General features: G+C 60.9%; 15 protein-coding genes. 13 read left to right on the plus strand and 2 right to left on the minus strand.

Annotation, left to right across the window (positions count from 1 at the left end; translation table 11 throughout):
* Positions 1-3 precede the first annotated feature (3 nt).
* From glpK to AACY42_RS01175, 10 genes are all read left to right on the plus strand, one after another.
* Positions 4-1,509, plus strand: coding sequence for a glycerol kinase GlpK (gene glpK, locus AACY42_RS01130; protein ID WP_339475461.1), 1,506 nt, complete (start codon positions 4-6; stop codon positions 1,507-1,509).
* Positions 1,510-1,594: 85 nt separating this feature from the next.
* Positions 1,595-2,350 (plus strand): DeoR/GlpR family transcriptional regulator, encoded by a 756-nt coding sequence (locus AACY42_RS01135; protein WP_339475463.1) that lies wholly within the window; start codon positions 1,595-1,597, stop codon positions 2,348-2,350.
* A gap of 316 nt (positions 2,351-2,666) precedes the next feature.
* Positions 2,667-4,205 (plus strand): glycerol-3-phosphate dehydrogenase, encoded by a 1,539-nt coding sequence (glpD, locus tag AACY42_RS01140; protein WP_339475465.1) that lies wholly within the window; start codon positions 2,667-2,669, stop codon positions 4,203-4,205.
* 444 nt (positions 4,206-4,649) lie between these two features.
* Positions 4,650-5,564: a glutamate/aspartate ABC transporter substrate-binding protein gene (locus AACY42_RS01145; RefSeq protein ID WP_339475468.1), complete on the plus strand. Its 915-nt coding sequence runs from the start codon at positions 4,650-4,652 to the stop codon at positions 5,562-5,564.
* 190 nt (positions 5,565-5,754) lie between these two features.
* On the plus strand, positions 5,755-6,501 hold the full coding sequence (locus AACY42_RS01150; protein WP_339475471.1) for an amino acid ABC transporter permease: 747 nt from the start codon (positions 5,755-5,757) through the stop codon (positions 6,499-6,501).
* Positions 6,501-7,172 (plus strand): amino acid ABC transporter permease, encoded by a 672-nt coding sequence (locus AACY42_RS01155; RefSeq protein WP_339475474.1) that lies wholly within the window; start codon positions 6,501-6,503, stop codon positions 7,170-7,172. The genes AACY42_RS01150 and AACY42_RS01155 overlap by 1 nt, the downstream gene beginning before the upstream one ends.
* Positions 7,169-7,903: an amino acid ABC transporter ATP-binding protein gene (locus AACY42_RS01160; protein ID WP_003204983.1), complete on the plus strand. Its 735-nt coding sequence runs from the start codon at positions 7,169-7,171 to the stop codon at positions 7,901-7,903. The genes AACY42_RS01155 and AACY42_RS01160 overlap by 4 nt, the downstream gene beginning before the upstream one ends.
* A 172-nt stretch (positions 7,904-8,075) precedes the next feature.
* The gene (locus tag AACY42_RS01165; protein WP_339475476.1) at positions 8,076-9,980 is read left to right on the plus strand and encodes a sensor histidine kinase; all 1,905 of its coding nucleotides are present in this window, start codon (positions 8,076-8,078) and stop codon (positions 9,978-9,980) included.
* Positions 9,977-11,305 carry a sigma-54-dependent transcriptional regulator gene (locus AACY42_RS01170; protein WP_339475478.1) on the plus strand — a complete coding sequence of 443 codons (1,329 nt, stop codon included), beginning with the start codon at positions 9,977-9,979 and terminating at the stop codon, positions 11,303-11,305. Before AACY42_RS01165 ends, AACY42_RS01170 begins: the two co-directional genes overlap by 4 nt.
* 25 nt (positions 11,306-11,330) lie before the next feature.
* Positions 11,331-11,660 (plus strand): GlpM family protein, encoded by a 330-nt coding sequence (locus AACY42_RS01175; RefSeq protein ID WP_339475715.1) that lies wholly within the window; start codon positions 11,331-11,333, stop codon positions 11,658-11,660.
* A gap of 162 nt (positions 11,661-11,822) precedes the next feature.
* On the opposite strand, the gene AACY42_RS01180 is transcribed toward AACY42_RS01175, so the two are convergent.
* Positions 11,823-12,437 (minus strand): NAD(P)-dependent oxidoreductase, encoded by a 615-nt coding sequence (locus AACY42_RS01180; protein WP_339475480.1) that lies wholly within the window; start codon positions 12,435-12,437, stop codon positions 11,823-11,825.
* Between the two features lie 97 nt (positions 12,438-12,534).
* Complete coding sequence (locus AACY42_RS01185) at positions 12,535-13,413, minus strand: MBL fold metallo-hydrolase (RefSeq protein WP_339475483.1); 879 nt, start codon at positions 13,411-13,413, stop codon at positions 12,535-12,537.
* Between the two features lie 115 nt (positions 13,414-13,528).
* Here AACY42_RS01185 and AACY42_RS01190 point away from each other — a divergent pair, with 115 nt between their 5' ends.
* The 3 genes from AACY42_RS01190 to gcvH all read left to right on the plus strand — a co-directional run bounded on the left by AACY42_RS01190 (position 13,529) and on the right by gcvH (position 16,959).
* On the plus strand, positions 13,529-14,434 hold the full coding sequence (locus tag AACY42_RS01190) for a LysR family transcriptional regulator (protein WP_339475486.1): 906 nt from the start codon (positions 13,529-13,531) through the stop codon (positions 14,432-14,434).
* A 205-nt stretch (positions 14,435-14,639) separates the two neighbouring features.
* Positions 14,640-16,148, plus strand: coding sequence for a sigma-54-dependent transcriptional regulator (locus AACY42_RS01195; RefSeq protein ID WP_339475488.1), 1,509 nt, complete (start codon positions 14,640-14,642; stop codon positions 16,146-16,148).
* Between the two features lie 427 nt (positions 16,149-16,575).
* Positions 16,576-16,959 (plus strand): glycine cleavage system protein GcvH, encoded by a 384-nt coding sequence (gene gcvH, locus AACY42_RS01200; RefSeq protein WP_339475490.1) that lies wholly within the window; start codon positions 16,576-16,578, stop codon positions 16,957-16,959.
* The last annotated feature ends 1 nt before the right edge of the window (position 16,960 follow it).

Genomic DNA, 16,960 nt, shown 5'->3' on the forward strand with positions numbered 1-16,960 from the left:
GACATGACCGACATACAGAACAAGAACTACATCATTGCCCTCGACCAGGGTACGACCAGCTCGCGGGCGATCATCTTCGACCGTGACGCCAACGTGGTCTGCACCGCCCAGCGCGAATTTGCCCAGCATTACCCACAGGCCGGCTGGGTCGAACACGACCCGATGGAAATATTCGCCACCCAGAGCGCGGTCATGGTCGAAGCCCTCGCCCAGGCCGGCCTGCACCATGACCAGGTGGCCGCCATCGGCATCACCAACCAGCGTGAAACCACCGTGGTCTGGGACAAGATCACCGGCCGGCCGATCTACAACGCCATCGTCTGGCAATGCCGCCGCAGTACCGAAATCTGCCAGCAGCTCAAGCGCGATGGCCACGAGCAATACATCAGCCAAACCACCGGTCTGGTCACCGACCCGTACTTTTCCGGCACCAAGCTCAAGTGGATCCTGGACAACGTCGAAGGCAGCCGCGAGCGTGCGCGCAACGGTGAACTGCTGTTCGGCACCGTCGACAGCTGGCTGATCTGGAAATTCACCGGCGGCAAGGTCCACGTCACCGACTACACCAACGCCTCGCGCACCCTGCTCTTCAACATTCACTCGCTGGAATGGGATGCGAAGATGCTCGACATCCTCGACATCCCCCGCGAAATGCTCCCGCAAGTGAAGCCCTCCTCGCAGATCTATGGCCGCACCAAGAGCGGCATCGCCATCGGTGGCATCGCCGGCGACCAGCAGGCGGCCCTGTTCGGCCAAATGTGTGTGGAGCCAGGCCAGGCGAAAAACACTTACGGCACCGGCTGTTTCCTGCTGATGAACACCGGCAACAAAGCCGTAAAATCCAATCACGGCATGCTCACCACCATCGCCTGCGGCCCGCGCGGCGAAGTCGCCTACGCCCTGGAAGGCGCCGTATTCAATGGCGGCTCCACGGTCCAGTGGCTGCGCGATGAACTGAAGATCATCAACGACGCACTGGATACCGAATACTTCGCCAATAAGGTCAAGGACAGCAACGGCGTGTATCTGGTGCCCGCCTTCACCGGCCTGGGCGCTCCGTATTGGGACCCCTATGCCCGCGGCGCACTGTTTGGCCTGACCCGCGGCGTACGGGTCGATCACATCATTCGTGCAGCGCTGGAGTCGATTGCCTACCAGACCCGCGACGTACTCGACGCCATGCAGCAGGACTCAGGTGAACGCCTCAAGGCCCTGCGCGTCGACGGTGGCGCGGTGGCTAACAACTTCCTCATGCAATTCCAGGCCGACATCCTGGGTACCCAGGTCGAGCGCCCGAAAATGCGTGAAACCACTGCCCTGGGTGCTGCGTACCTGGCCGGACTGGCGTGCGGTTTCTGGGGCAGTCTGGAAGAACTGCGCGGCAAAGCGGTGATCGAGCGTGAATTCGAACCGCAGCTGGACGAGCAGGCGAAGGAAAAACTCTACGCCGGTTGGCAGAAAGCGGTCAGCCGCACCCGTGACTGGGAACCCCATGAAGACGCTGAATAGAGCCTGACAAGGTTCTGAAACTGGTCGGGAGCAGATTCCTGCGGCATCATGGGCAAATTTTGTATGGCAGCCCAAAGGAAGCCCCATGAATCTGCCTCCCCGCCAGCAGCAAATCCTCGAACTGGTCCGCGAACGCGGCTATGTCAGCATCGAGGAAATGGCGCAGCTATTCGTCGTCACCCCGCAAACCATCCGCCGCGACATCAATCAGCTGGCGGAAGTGAACCTGCTGCGCCGCTACCATGGCGGCGCCGCCTACGATTCAAGCGTGGAAAACACCGCCTACGCCATGCGCGCCGATCAGATGCGCGACGAGAAACAACGCATCGCCGAAGCCATCGCCGCCCAGATCCCTGATCACGCCTCGCTGTTCATCAACATCGGCACCACCACCGAATCCATCGCCCGGGCGCTGCTCAATCACAACCACCTGAAGGTCATCACCAATAACCTGCACGTGGCCTCGATCCTCAGCGCCAAGGACGACTTCGAAGTCCTGATCGCCGGCGGCAACGTACGGCGTGACGGCGGCGTGGTGGGCCAGGCCAGCGTCGACTTCATCAACCAGTTCAAGGTCGACTTCGCCCTGGTGGGCATCAGCGGGATCGATGAAGACGGCAGCCTGCTGGACTTCGACTACCAGGAAGTGCGGGTTTCCCAAGCCATCATCGCCAACGCCCGGAAGGTGCTGCTGGCGGCGGACTCGAGCAAATTCGGGCGCAACGCCATGGTCCGACTGGGGCCCATCAGCCTGATCGACTGCCTGGTGACCGACCAGCAACCCGTGCCGGCCCTGGCGCAATTGCTGAGCCAGCACAAAATTCGGCTGGAAGTGGTCTGACGACCGCCTCAATACCCTGTGGCGAGGCTGCTGTGGGAGCATGGCTTGCCCGCGATGAAGGCAACACACTTTCTACATAGAACGAGGCGCCTGTTTCGCGAGCAAGCGTTGCTCCCACAAATCCCTCTCGCCACAAAAGCGTGCCCAGGCACCTTTGCTCGTCCTTCCATGTTCGAAAATTTTCCTTTCAGCTCCCCTTGATCAGTATTTTCAATCGAAGATGGCTGGCTGTTGCTGTCTTTATGGGCTAGTATTTTCGCAAATGAACATTTATGTTCGAATTAAAATATTACGAAAAAGAGCCTGAGGCCAGCCGATGCCCACTTCTACCATGCCTACGCCCCCTCTCGCCGAGGTTTACGACGTCGCCGTCATTGGTGGCGGTATCAACGGCGTGGGGATTGCCGCGGACGCTGCCGGTCGCGGTCTTTCGGTGTTCCTTTGCGAAAAGGACGACTTGGCCAGCCACACATCGTCGGCCAGCAGCAAGTTGATCCACGGTGGCCTGCGCTACCTCGAACATTATGAGTTCCGCCTGGTGCGCGAAGCGCTGGCCGAGCGCGAGGTGCTGCTGAGTAAGGCTCCGCACATCGTCAAGCAAATGCGCTTCGTGCTGCCTCACCGCCCGCATCTGCGCCCGGCCTGGATGATCCGCGCCGGCCTGTTCCTCTACGATCACCTGGGCAAACGTGAGCAGCTCGCCGGTTCCAAAAGCCTGAAGTTCGGTGCCGACAGCGCATTGAAAAGCGAGATCACCAAAGGTTTCGAATACTCCGACTGCTGGGTCGACGATGCCCGGCTGGTGGTACTCAACGCCATGGCCGCCCGGGAAAAAGGCGCGCATATCCACACCCGCACGCGCTGTGTGAACGCCCGTCGCAGCAAAGGCCTGTGGCACTTGCACCTGGAACGTGCCGACGGCAGCCTGTTTTCGATTCGTGCCAAGGCACTGGTCAACGCCGCCGGCCCGTGGGTCGCCAAGTTCATTCGTGATGACCTTAAGCTGGAATCGCCCTACGGCATCCGCCTGATCCAGGGCAGTCACCTGATCGTGCCGAAACTCTACGAAGGCGAACATGCGCACATTCTGCAAAACGAAGACCAGCGCATCGTGTTCACCATTCCCTACCTGAACCAGTTCACCCTGATCGGCACGACTGACCGCGAATACACCGGTGACCCGGCCAAAGTGGCGATCACCGAAGGCGAAACCGATTACCTGTTGAAAGTGGTCAATGCCCACTTCAAGAAGCAGATCAGCCGCGACGATATTCTGCACAGCTATTCCGGTGTGCGTCCGCTGTGCAACGACGAATCCGACAACCCGTCGGCCGTGACCCGCGACTACACCCTGGCGCTGTCGGGTGGCGGTGAAGAACCCCCACTGCTGTCGGTGTTCGGCGGCAAGCTGACCACCTACCGCAAACTGGCCGAATCGGCGATGGCGCAACTGGCCCCGTATTTCACGCAAATGCGTCCGAGCTGGACCGCCGTAGAGGCCCTCCCTGGCGGCGAAAACATGACCACCCCGCAGGCGCTGTGCTCGGCGATCCGCGACAAGTTCGACTGGCTGCCAACCGACATCGCCCGCCGCTGGGCCACCACCTACGGCAGCCGCACTTGGCGCATGCTCGAAGGTGTGCACAACCAGGGAGATCTGGGCGAGCACATCGGCGCCGGTCTCTATACCCGCGAAGTCGACTACCTGTGCAGCGACGAGTGGGCCGTCGATGCCCAGGACATCCTCTGGCGCCGCAGCAAGCTAGGCTTGTTCACCACCCCGGTCGAGCAGGAGAAACTGCAGCAGTACCTGGACAAGCTCGAGCACAACCGCCGCAAGATCGAAGCGGCCTGAACGATAGCCCGCCGCACCCAAGACCCCTGAATCCTGCGATTCAGGGGCTTTTTGCTATCTGAAATTCGCCACAGATCCTGCGGGAGCGGGCTTGCTCGCGAAGAGGCCGGCACATTCGACATCCAGGTGGCTGGCACACCGCTATCGCCAGCGAGCGCGCCCGATGGATCGAGGCAAGCTCAAGCCATTCGGTTTTCCGAACAAGACCCACCAGTCAGTTCGGCTAACCGGATAAATCAGGCCGCACAAAGCCTGAAACAAAACATTAATTATTATTTAAATCAACAAGTTAAGTAGTAACCTCCGAGCCTGGCACGAGTCATGCTCTACACTCCTGCGAGACGAATGCCTGTACGCCAACACAACAGGAGCTTCCAGGCACTTCGAAGTACTCAGGGCCGACGAACCGGCCGAAATAAAAAAAACAATGTCGAGGAAATATAGATGCGCATCGTTCCCCATCTCCTGGGCGCAGCCATTGCTGCCGCTCTGATCAGCACTCCGGTTTTCGCGGCCGAACTGACCGGCACACTGAAAAAGATCAAAGAATCCGGCGTTATCACGCTTGGCCATCGCGACGCTTCCATTCCGTTTTCCTACATCGCGGACGCTACGGGCAAGCCAGTCGGCTACTCCCACGACATCCAGATGAAAGTCGTCGAAGCGATCAAGAAGGACCTGGACCTGCCGAACCTGCAAGTCAAATACAACCTGGTCACTTCGCAAACCCGTATCCCGCTGGTGCAGAACGGTACCGTGGACCTGGAATGCGGCTCCACCACCAACAACGTCGAGCGTCAGCAGCAGGTTGACTTCTCCGTTGGCATCTTCGAAATCGGCACCAAGCTGCTGTCCAAGAAAGATTCCAAGTACAAGGATTTCGCCGACCTCAAGGGCAAGAACGTCGTGACCACTGCCGGCACCACGTCCGAGCGCATCCTCAAGTCCATGAACGCCGACAAGCAGATGGGCATGAACGTCATCTCCGCCAAGGACCACGGCGAATCCTTCCAGATGCTGGAATCGGGTCGCGCCGTTGCGTTCATGATGGACGACGCCCTGCTGGCAGGCGAAGCCGCCAAGGCCAAGAAGGCCGATGACTGGGCCGTGACCGGTACCCCACAGTCCTACGAAATCTATGGCTGCATGATGCGCAAGGGCGACGAGCCGTTCAAGAAGGCTGTCGATGACGCCATCAAGGCCACTTACGCGTCGGGCGAGATCAACAAGATCTACGAAAAATGGTTCATGCAACCTATCCCGCCAAAAGGCCTGAACCTGAACTTCCCGATGAGCGAAGAACTCAAGGCACTGATCGCCAAGCCGACCGACAAAGCGGCTGACGACAAGAAATCCTGATTTCTGACTAACCTTGTCTCCTGAAGGGGCCCGGCCCTTTCAGGGGATGGTCACTCCCTGCTGGCAAATCTGGAAACACTCGAACCGGTGGCTGTCGAGCCGATCGCGTGTGCCTGGCCTTCAAGCCAGGCGGGAACGGAGTTTCCCCAGGCGGGCATTTGTACATCGAACGATCTGAGGGGAGACCCTAATGAATTACAACTGGGACTGGAGCGTGTTCTTCAAGTCCACCGGCATAGGCAGCGAGATCTATCTCGACTGGTATGCGACCGGTTTGGGCTGGACCATCGCCATCGCCATCGTAGCCTGGATCATCGCCTTGCTGCTGGGCTCGATTCTGGGTGTGATGCGTACCGTGCCGAACCGACTGGTGTCGGGCATCGCCACTTGCTACGTGGAGCTTTTCCGTAACGTACCGCTGCTGGTTCAGCTGTTCATCTGGTACTTCCTGGTGCCGGACCTGCTGCCCGCCGATATTCAGGAGTGGTACAAGCAGGACCTGAACCCGACCACCTCGGCCTACCTGAGCGTCGTCGTGTGCCTGGGCCTGTTCACCGCCGCCCGGGTTTGCGAACAGGTGCGCACCGGTATCCAGGCGCTACCGCGCGGCCAGGAATCCGCCGCCCGTGCCATGGGCTTCAAGCTGCCACAGATCTACTGGAACGTGCTGCTGCCCCAGGCCTATCGGATCATCATTCCGCCGCTTACCTCGGAGTTCCTCAACGTCTTCAAGAACTCCTCCGTGGCCTCGCTGATCGGCCTGATGGAGTTGCTCGCGCAGACCAAGCAGACCGCCGAGTTCTCCGCCAACCTGTTCGAAGCCTTCACCCTGGCCACGCTGATCTATTTCACCCTGAACATGAGCCTGATGCTGCTTATGCGCATGGTCGAGAAGAAAGTCGCGGTGCCCGGCCTGATCTCCGTGGGGGGTAAATAATGGAATTCGACTTCACTGGCATCATCCCGGCCATTCCCGGTTTGTGGAACGGCATGGTGATGACCCTCAAGCTGATGGCCTTGGGCGTGGTCGGCGGGATCATCCTCGGCACGATCCTGGCGCTGATGCGCCTGTCCCATAACAAGCTGGTCTCCAATATCGCTGGCGCCTACGTCAACTACTTCCGCTCGATCCCGCTGCTGCTGGTGATCACCTGGTTCTACCTGGCGGTACCGTTCGTGCTGCGCTGGATCACCGGCGAAGACACGCCGATCGGGGCATTCGGTTCTTGCATCGTGGCGTTCATGATGTTCGAAGCGGCGTACTTTTGCGAAATCGTCCGCGCCGGCGTGCAGTCGATTCCCAAGGGCCAGATGGGCGCCGCCCAGGCACTGGGCATGAATTACGGCCAGACCATGCGCCTGATCATCCTGCCCCAGGCGTTTCGCAAGATGACCCCGCTGCTGTTGCAACAAAGCATCATCCTGTTTCAGGACACCTCGCTGGTCTATACGGTCGGCCTGGTGGACTTCCTCAATGCTTCGCGGGCCAGTGGCGACATCATCGGCCGCTCCAATGAGTTCCTGATCATCGCAGGTCTCGTGTACTTCACCATCAGCTTTGCCGCCTCGCAGCTGGTCAAGCATCTGCAAAAAAGGTTCGCCGTATGATCTCTATCAAGAACATCAACAAGTGGTATGGGGACTTCCAGGTACTGACCAATTGCAGCACCGAGGTCAGCAAAGGTGAGGTGGTGGTGGTGTGCGGGCCATCGGGTTCGGGCAAGTCGACGCTAATCAAGTGCGTGAACGCCCTGGAACCGTTCCAGAAAGGCGACATCGTGGTCGACGGCACCTCCATCGCCGACCCGAAGACCAACCTGCCGAAACTACGCTCGCGCGTGGGCATGGTGTTCCAGCATTTCGAACTGTTCCCCCACCTGACCATCACCGAAAACCTGACCATCGCGCAGATCAAGGTGTTGGGCCGCAGCAAGGAAGAAGCCACCAAGAAAGGCCTGCAACTGCTTGAGCGGGTCGGCCTTTCGGCCCACGCCCACAAGCATCCGGGCCAGCTCTCCGGCGGCCAGCAGCAGCGCGTGGCAATTGCCCGTGCCCTGGCGATGGACCCGGTGGTGATGCTGTTCGACGAACCGACCTCGGCCCTTGACCCGGAAATGGTCAACGAAGTGCTCGACGTGATGGTGCAACTGGCCCACGAAGGCATGACCATGATGTGCGTGACCCACGAAATGGGCTTTGCCCGCAAAGTGGCGAACCGGGTGATCTTCATGGACCAGGGCCAGATCATCGAAGACTGCAAGAAAGAAGAGTTCTTCGGCGACATCAGCGCCCGCTCCGAACGCGCGCAGCATTTCCTTGAGAAAATCCTGCAGCACTAAAAACACATTTGCGAAAGCTCCCACGCCTCCTGTGGGAGCGAGCCTGCTCGCGATGAGGCCATCACAGTCAACATCAATGTTGAAGGTAGGTCCGCCATCGCGAGCAGGCTCGCTCCCACAAGGGGCCGTGGTGACTCTGAGTAAGTGTTGTGGTTGACCCAAGGCTTCTGTGATGAAATGCGACCCCACCCTCTATCGCGCCGCGCCGCCATCACTCGCCGTGAAACCCCGTCTGATCCGCCATCTGTTCCTGCCGCCACTGGTCATTGCCCTGATGATCGGCCTGGGTTACCTCGGCTTCTGGATCAGCGAGCATTATGGCGTACGTGGCCTCGCCGAGAATGGCGAACGCCAGTTGGAGCTGCACGCCCGTGCGGTCGAGAGCGAAATCAACAAGTACACCTACCTGCCCAGCCTGCTGGAGCTTGAATCGAGTGTCTCGCAACTGCTCGATGACCCGACACCCGAGCATCGCAGGACCGTCAATGAATACCTCGAAGGCCTGAACCGCCGTAGCCGCAGCCGGGCCGTCTACGTGATGGACACCACTGGCCGGGTGATGGCCACCAGCAACTGGCGCGACGTCGACAGTTACCTGGGCGAAGACCTGTCCTTCCGCGCCTATTTCCAGAACGCCGTGCGCGGCCAGCCGGGGCGCTTCTACGGCATCGGCAGCACCAACGGCGAACCCGGCTACTACCTGGCCCATGGCCTGGAGCAACAAGGCAAGATCATCGGCGTCGCCGTGGTCAAGGTACGCCTCGAAGCCCTGGAGGAACGCTGGCAGCGAGCGCGACTGGAGGCGTTCGTCAGTGATGAGAACGGCATCATCATCCTGTCCAGCGACCCGGCGCGGCGGCTCAAGTCGGTGCGCCCCCTGAGCGACGACACCAAGGAACGCCTGGCCCGCAGCCTGCAGTACTACTGGTTCCCGCTCAATGAACTGGTGCCCTTGGCCCGGGAGCGCCTGGCCGAAGGCATGGAGAAGCTGACGTTCCCGGCCAACAGCGAACTGGTGTCCGACGAGCGCGCCATCAGCTACTTGTCGCAGACCCGACCCTTGAGCGACACACCGTGGAATTTCACCCTGCTGACCCCGCTTGAAGACCTGCGTCGCCAGGCGATCAACCAAGGCATCCTGGTGGCCGTGGCCTTCGCCCTGGTGGCGTTCCTGCTGATCGCCTGGAACGAACGGCGCAAGGTCATTGCCACCCGTCTCGCGGCCCGGGAAGCCTTGCAGCAAGCCAACAACCAGCTCGAGCGTCGGATTACCGAACGCACCACGGACCTACGCGCCAGCAACGAACGACTCAAGGGCCAGATACGCGAACGGCGTCAGGCCGAAGAGACCTTGCGCCGGGCCCAGGACGAACTGGTCCAGGCCGGTAAACTGGCGGCCATCGGCCAGATGTCCACCAGCATCGCCCATGAACTCAACCAGCCGCTGGCGGCACTGCGCACCTTGTCCGGCAATACCGTACGCTTCCTGGAGCGCGGCCAACTGGACATCGCCAGCACTAACCTCAAGACCATTAACGATTTGATCGACCGCATGGGCCGGATCACCGCCAGCCTGCGCGCCTTCGCCCGCCGCGGGGACGACCAGGGCCAGGCCAGCCTCGGCAAAGGCATCGAGGCCGCGCTGCAACTGCTGGGCGCTCGCCTTGAAAGCTTGAACATCCAGATTCATTCCAGCGTCGACGACGTCCAGGTACACATTGACCAGACGCGCCTGGAGCAGATCCTGGTGAACCTGATCGGCAATGCCCTGGACGCCATGCAGACGCAACCCGAACCGCAGCTGTGGCTCGAAGGTCAGGCCGGCGATGGCAAATATCGTCTGCGCGTGCGGGATAACGGCCACGGCATTGACCTAGAAACACGCAAGCATCTGTTCGAACCCTTCTTCACCACCAAACCCGGCGAACAAGGCCTGGGCTTGGGCCTGACGCTTTCCGCCAGCCTAGCCGCCGCCACAGGTGGATACCTGGGCGTTGAACACCCGGTTGAGGGCAGTGGAACCACGTTTGTCCTCAGTTTACCGTTGGTAAGCCTTTTACCTGCCGAGCCGCTATGAACAACGACCTGAGCGTACTGATCGTCGAAGACGACCCCCATGTCCTGCTGGGCTGCAAGCAGGCGCTGACCCTGGAAGACATTCCCTGCATCGGCGTGGGCAGCGCCGAAGAGGCCCTGGAGCGCGTCGACGATAACTTTGCCGGCATCGTCATCAGCGACATTCGCCTGCCGGGCATCGATGGCCTGGAACTGCTGACCCGCCTCAAGGCACGGGACCGCAGTTTGCCGGTGGTGCTGATCACCGGCCACGGCGACATTTCCATGGCCGTCGATGCCATGCAAAAAGGCGCCTATGACTTCATGGAAAAACCCTTCTCCCCTGAGCGCCTGGTGGACGTCGCCCGCCGTGCCCTGGAACAGCGCAGCCTCGCCCGGGAAGTGTCATCGCTGCGTCGGCAATTGGCCGAACGCGATTCCCTGGAAGGCCGGATCATTGGCCGCTCGCCCGCCATGCAGCACCTGCGCGCCCTGATCGCCAACGTCGCCGACACCTCGGCCAACGTGCTGATCGAAGGCGAAACCGGCACCGGCAAGGAATTGGTCGCCCGTTGCCTGCATGACTTCAGCCGACGCCACGACAAGCCGTTCGTCGCGCTGAACTGTGGCGGCCTGCCGGAGAACCTGTTCGAAAGCGAGATTTTCGGCCACGAGGCCAACGCCTTTACCGGTGCCGGCAAACGCCGGATCGGCAAGATCGAACACGCCGACGGTGGCACGCTGTTTCTCGATGAAGTGGAAAGCATGCCCCTGCCCTTGCAGATCAAATTGCTGCGCGTGTTGCAGGAACGTACCCTCGAGCGCCTGGGCTCGAACCAGAGCGTGGCCGTGGATTGCCGGGTAATCGCCGCCACCAAGTCCGACCTGGACGAAATGGGCCGGACCGGGCAGTTCCGCAGCGACCTGTATTACCGCCTCAACGTGGTGACCCTGGAACTGCCGCCACTGCGCGAGCGGCGCGAAGACATCCTGCAGCTGTTCAAGCACTTTCTCCAGCAGTCGTCCCTGCGCTTCGACCGCACGGTGCCGGAGCTGGACAACCAGACCCTGTCGAACCTGATGAGCCACGACTGGCCGGGTAACGTGCGCGAACTGCGCAACGTCGCCGAGCGCTACGCCCTGGGCCTGCCGGCGTTCAAGCGCTCCGGTGCCAGCGGCGGCAACCAGGGCCTGGCCTTCGCCGAAGCAGTCGAAGCCTTCGAGCGCAACCTGCTGGTAGACGCCCTGCAACGCAGCGGTGGCAACCTGACCCAGGCCAGCCTGGAATTGGGCATGGCCAAGACCACGCTGTTCGACAAAGTCAAAAAATATGGTCTGAGCCACTGACCGGGGACGTAAACCTGTGGACCTGATTTTCAAGGCGGCGCTGGGTGCAGCCGTGGTGGTCATCCTGGCGATGCTGGCCAAGACCAAGAACTATTACATCGCCGGACTGGTGCCGCTGTTCCCGACCTTCGCCCTGATTGCCCATTACATCGTCGGCAAGGGCCGCTCGGTGGACGACCTGAAGACCACCATCGTGTTTGGGATGTGGTCGATCATTCCGTACTTCGTCTATCTGGCGACCCTCTACGTGATGGTCGACCGCATGCGCCTGGAGGCCTCCCTCGCCGTAGCGGCGGTGGCGTGGCTGATGGCCGCGACGGTGCTGGTCAGCGCCTGGGTAAGAATCCACGGCTGAAGCTGCGGCGACGCACATCCCCCGTAGGAGCTGCCGAAGGCTGCGATCTTTTGATCTTGATCTTGGTCTTTCGCTCGTGACTCAATTGTCAGAGGAAAGATCGCAGCCTCGTTGCACTCGGCAGCTCCTACAGTTCGCGCAGGCCAGACAGGTCGTGCAGGATCAATAGCCGACGGTAAACCGGGTCCGCGAAAACCGCGGCTTTTCCACTTCATCGATCATCGCAATGGCGTAATCGGCAAAGCTGATCCTGCTCTCCCCGGCATCGTTGAACAGCAGGTGATCCTCGCCGACGCGGAACGCCTCCGTGCGCTCGGTTTCGACGAACTCTGCCGAAGGCGAAAGGAAGGTCCAGTCCAAGTCCTGCTCCTTGCGCAGTACGTCCAGGAACAATGCTCCGGCGCTGGCCTCGGCCAGGTATTCCTCCGGGAAGTCATCGCTGTCGATCACACGGCTGTTATCCGGCAACAGCAACGAACCGGCCCCGCCGACTACCAGCAAACGCTTGACCCCGGCAGCTTTCACCGGCCCGATGAGCTTGTCGGCCGGCACATTGGCGAAGTGAGCGGCACTGATCAACACGTCATGCCCGGCGATGGCTGCGGTCAACGCCTCGCTGTCCAATACATCCAGTTGCTTGCTGACCACCCTGGCCCTTTCACCGATTTTCGCGGTGTTGCGGGCAATGGCCGTCACGCTGTGACCACGCCGCAGGGCTTCTTCCAGCAATTGGCTGCCGGCGCGACCGGTGGCGCCGATGATTGCGATTTTGCTCATGGTGCTCTCCATTGGTTAGCGATGTTCGAAATGTCTGTTTTTGTGGCGAGGGGATTTATCCCCTCGCCACAAAAGTACCCGGATCAAAGATTGGCTTTCACCACTTCATCTCGCCCTTGGCCACCTTGGCACTGAGTTCCAGGGAACTGTCTTCACCCAGGTCCGGGTAGCGTTGCTTCATGGCAGCGATCAGCGCGGCGGAATCCTTGGCTTTGGCGGTTTCTTCGTCGAAGGCCTTGATGTAACCGGCGGTGAAGCGCACCGGGGCCAGGGAACGGGCGCTGTCACCCAAGTAGTGACCCGGAATCACCGTGCTCGGTTGCAATTTTTCAATGTTGGCGAGGGTCGCCAGCCAATCCTTGTGAGACTGCGGCGTCTGGGTATCGGCCATCCACACATGAGTGTTCTCGACCACCACCACACCACCAACCACGGCCTTGATCGATGGAATCCACACGAAACTGCGGTCCGGCTGCGGGCCATCGAGGCCGACGACCTGCAAGCGCTGGCCTTCCAGGGTCAGGCTGTCGCCCTTGAGCACCTGGGGCACGATGGCTTTGGCCGGCGCATCGGTCTTCAGGATCGGCCCCCAATATTTCAGCTTGCCGTCCATGGTGTGCTTGATGTGTTCGACGGTCGGCGCCGACGCCAGCACCTTGGCCTCAGGGAACGCGGCAGTCAGGGTTTCCAGACCAAAGTAGTAGTCTGGGTCGCCGTGGCTGATGTAGATCGTGGTCAGTCGCTTGCCACTGGCGCGGATTTTTTCCACCACCTGGGCGGCCTGGGTCTTACCGAACTGGGCGTCCACCAGAATCGCCTCTTTTTCACCGCTGACCAACACCGAAGTCACCGGGAAAACCGCCGCTGCGCCGGGGTTGTAGACGTCGAGTGTCAGGCCGGCGGCCCAGGTCTGGGCCGTGAAGGCCAGGGCGGCGGTTGCCAGTAGTAGGCGCTTGAGTGGGATAAATCCGGTCATGGTGTGCTCCGTTGTCCAAAAAGCCGTCAGGGGAATGGGGACTGAGCTTAGTTACCTGACTCGTTACAAAAAATGCGATGCTGGAACATAGTTTGTTTCTGAAATCGGGCAAATCATGGATCGTCTACAAGCAATGCGGGTGTTCGTCACGGTGGTGGACCTGGGCAGCCAGTCGGCGGCGGCCGAGCATCTGGACCTGTCGCGGCCGGTGGTGTCGCGGTATCTGGCGGAACTGGAGGACTGGGTCGGTGCCCGGTTGATGCACCGCACCACCCGCAAGCTGAGCCTGACGGCCGCAGGTTCGGAGATCCTGCCGCGTTGCCGGCAGATGCTGGAGCTGTCCGGCGACATGCAAGCCGCCGTCAGCACCCCGGACGACGCGCCACGGGGCATGTTGCGCATCAGTGCCAGTACCTCGTTCGGCCAAGCGCAACTGGCGAGCGCCATGGCCGAATACGTCAAGCGCTACCCAGGGGTGAGCGTCGACCTGCAAATGCTCGACCGCACCGTGAACCTGGTGGATGAGCGCATCGACCTGGCGATCCGCATGAGCAACGACCTGGACCCGAACCTGATTGCCCGTCGCCTCACGGTCTGCCGCTCGGTGATCTGCGCCTCGCCGCGATATCTGGGGGAACACTCGACACCGCTGCGAGTGGAAGACCTGAGCCGACACAACTGCCTGACCCACTCCTACGTCGGCAAGAGCCTGTGGCATTTCGAGCAGGACGGCGAGCAGGTGTCGGTGCCGGTGCAAGGGAATATCAGCGCCAACGAAGCCAGCACATTGCTTCAGGCAACGATAGCCGGTGCCGGCGTGGCCATGCTGCCCAGCTACCAGGCCGGCGCCCACATCAAGAACGGCGAACTGACCCGCCTGTTGCCCCACGCCGAACCCCGGCGGATGAACATGTACGCGGTGTACGCCTCACGCAAACACATGCCGTCGGCGCTGCGCAGTCTGCTGGATTTTTTGGTGCTCAAGTTTCCCGAGACGCCCGAGTGGGATGTGGGGCTCTAAACAATATTGGCCACAATGAGGTTCCCCTGTGGGAGCGAGCCCGCTCGCGATAGCGGTGTGACAGCTAATAGCGATGTTGACTGACTGTCCGCCATCGCGAGCAGGCTCGCACACAATGGAAATCAGTGTATGACCAGGATTTCACCAATAGCCCGCCCCAAGGCATACTGGCCACCCTCCGCACTCCAGAACCCAAAACCGCCCCATGCGTATCCACGTCAGTTTCATCGACCGCGTCGGCATCACCCAGGAAGTCCTGGCCTTGCTCGGTGGGCGCAATCTCAATCTGGATGCGGTGGAGATGGTGCCGCCCAACGTCTACATCGACGCCCCGACCCTCAGCCCGCAAGTGCTCGACGAGTTACGCGAGGCGCTGTTCAGCGTGCGCGGCGTGCAGGCCGTCACCGTGGTGGACATCCTGCCGGGTCAGCGTCGGCACTTGCAGCTCGATGCCTTGCTCGCGGCCATGACCGACCCGGTACTGGCCCTGGACAGTGCCGGCAAGGTGTTGCTGGCCAACCCGGCGCTGATTGCCCTGTACGGTCGTGAACCGGCCGGGGAAAGCGTGGCCGAGCTGTTCGGTGACGAGGCATTGCTGGACGCCTTGCTGGAGAGCGGTTTTCGCTTGCCGCTGCGGGAAATCACCCTCAACGGCCAGACGCTGCTGCTGGACGCCACGCCCATCACCGACGCCGGCGCGCTGCTGACGCTGTATCAACCGAACCGCATCGGCGAACGCCTGTCGGCACTGCATCACGATCACGCCGAAGGCTTCGACGCGCTGCTGGGCGAGTCCCCGGCAATTCGCACCCTCAAGGCCCGGGCCCTGCGGGTCGCGGCGCTGGATGCACCGTTGCTGATCCAGGGGGAAACCGGCACCGGCAAGGAATTGGTAGCCCGGGCTTGCCACGCCATCAGCGCCCGTCATGGCACCCCATTCCTAGCCCTGAACTGCGCGGCATTGCCAGAGAACCTGGCGGAAAGCGAGCTGTTCGGCTACGCCCCCGGCGCCTTCACCGGGGCCCAACGGGGCGGCAAGCCAGGCCTGATGGAGCTGGCGAACCAGGGCACGGTATTCCTCGATGAAATCGGCGAGATGTCGCCCTACCTGCAAGCCAAGTTGCTGCGTTTCTTGAACGATGGCAGCTTCCGTCGAGTGGGCGGCGACCGGGAAATCAAGGTCAACGTGCGGATCCTCAGCGCCACCCACCGCAACCTGGAGAAAATGGTCAGCGAGGGCTCGTTCCGCGAAGACCTGTTCTATCGCCTGAACGTGCTCAACGTCGAAGTCCCGCCGCTGCGTGAGCGCGGCCAGGACATCCTGCTGCTGGCGCGTTATTTCATGCAGCAGGCCTGCGCACAAATCCAGCGCCCGGTCTGCCGCCTGGCCCCCGGCACTTACCCGGCCCTGCTGGGCAACCGCTGGCCGGGCAACGTGCGGCAATTGCAGAATGTGATCTTCCGCGCCGCCGCCATCTGCGAAAGCAGCCTGGTGGACATCGGCGACCTGGACATCGCCGGCACCTCCGTGGCGCGCCAAGGCGATGTGGAAGTCGAAAGCCTGGAGCAGGCTATGGAAACCTTCGAGAAACACCTGCTCGAAAGCCTCTACGTCAACTACCCCTCCACCCGCCAGCTCGCCAGCCGCCTGCAAACCTCCCACACCGCGATTGCCCATCGGTTGCGTAAATACGGGATTTCCAACAAGCCATAAGCCCACCGCAATCCCCTTGTGAGCGAGCTTGCTCGCGATGACGGTAGCCCAGTCAGCCATAGGTTGACTGACACACCGCTATCGCGAGCAAGCACGCTCCCACTGGGTTCTGTGTTGTGGTCGAGAATCGCGTCAAAAACGACATCCACCTGTACTGAAAGCGCTACAGCGGAACGATATCGCTACACTCATCGCTAAGCAGCGCTGCGCAAGGCTTTGATCCCACAACGATTTTTTCCAGCCTCCCAGCTGTAGCGATTTCGCTACAGCGAAGTCGATCCAAGCTTCGACAAAACCAGCCAAACCATTGATATGTAAGCAATTATTAACATTGGCCGCATTCTTGCTATGGGTATTAGCATTCGGCCGGGCCAAGCCCCGCGCCTTTCTTCGCGTCCACCAGACGAATCTGGCCCCAGGAGTTTCCATGAGCGAGTTGCGTTTCACTGAAGATCACGAATGGCTGTGCACCGAAGCCGACGGCAGCGTCACCGTAGGCATTACCGCTTTCGCGCAGAACGCATTGGGTGACGTGGTTTTTGTGCAACTGCCTGAACTGCAAGCCTATGAAAAAGGCGCCGAAGCCTCCACCGTGGAGTCGGTCAAGGCCGCCAGCGGTGTGTACATGCCACTGGACGGTGAAGTGCTCGAAGTGAATGGCAACCTCGACAGCAGCCCGGAACTGGTCAACGAAGATCCTATGGGCGAAGGCTGGTTCTTCCGCTTTAAACCGACCGACGTCGACGCAGTGGCTAAGCTGTTGGATCAAGACGCCTACGACCGCCTGATCAAAGCCAACGCCCAAGCCTGAG

It is taken from the genome of Pseudomonas sp. RL_5y_Pfl2_73, from assembly GCF_963970515.1.
Classification (GTDB): Bacteria; Pseudomonadota; Gammaproteobacteria; order Pseudomonadales; family Pseudomonadaceae; genus Aquipseudomonas.

What these genes read in the sequence shown, in the direction of transcription:
- glpK (WP_339475461.1), top strand. Translation starts at nt 4, where the DNA reads ATGACCGACATACAGAACAAGAACTACATCATTGCCCTCGACCAGGGT.
- AACY42_RS01135 (WP_339475463.1), top strand. Translation starts at nt 1,595, where the DNA reads ATGAATCTGCCTCCCCGCCAGCAGCAAATCCTCGAACTGGTCCGCGAA.
- glpD (WP_339475465.1), top strand. Translation starts at nt 2,667, where the DNA reads ATGCCCACTTCTACCATGCCTACGCCCCCTCTCGCCGAGGTTTACGAC.
- AACY42_RS01145 (WP_339475468.1), top strand. Translation starts at nt 4,650, where the DNA reads ATGCGCATCGTTCCCCATCTCCTGGGCGCAGCCATTGCTGCCGCTCTG.
- AACY42_RS01150 (WP_339475471.1), top strand. Translation starts at nt 5,755, where the DNA reads ATGAATTACAACTGGGACTGGAGCGTGTTCTTCAAGTCCACCGGCATA.
- AACY42_RS01155 (WP_339475474.1), top strand. Translation starts at nt 6,501, where the DNA reads ATGGAATTCGACTTCACTGGCATCATCCCGGCCATTCCCGGTTTGTGG.
- AACY42_RS01160 (WP_003204983.1), top strand. Translation starts at nt 7,169, where the DNA reads ATGATCTCTATCAAGAACATCAACAAGTGGTATGGGGACTTCCAGGTA.
- AACY42_RS01165 (WP_339475476.1), top strand. Translation starts at nt 8,076, where the DNA reads ATGAAATGCGACCCCACCCTCTATCGCGCCGCGCCGCCATCACTCGCC.
- AACY42_RS01170 (WP_339475478.1), top strand. Translation starts at nt 9,977, where the DNA reads ATGAACAACGACCTGAGCGTACTGATCGTCGAAGACGACCCCCATGTC.
- AACY42_RS01180 (WP_339475480.1), bottom strand. Translation starts at nt 12,437, where the DNA reads ATGAGCAAAATCGCAATCATCGGCGCCACCGGTCGCGCCGGCAGCCAA.
- AACY42_RS01185 (WP_339475483.1), bottom strand. Translation starts at nt 13,413, where the DNA reads ATGACCGGATTTATCCCACTCAAGCGCCTACTACTGGCAACCGCCGCC.
- AACY42_RS01190 (WP_339475486.1), top strand. Translation starts at nt 13,529, where the DNA reads ATGGATCGTCTACAAGCAATGCGGGTGTTCGTCACGGTGGTGGACCTG.
- AACY42_RS01195 (WP_339475488.1), top strand. Translation starts at nt 14,640, where the DNA reads ATGCGTATCCACGTCAGTTTCATCGACCGCGTCGGCATCACCCAGGAA.
- gcvH (WP_339475490.1), top strand. Translation starts at nt 16,576, where the DNA reads ATGAGCGAGTTGCGTTTCACTGAAGATCACGAATGGCTGTGCACCGAA.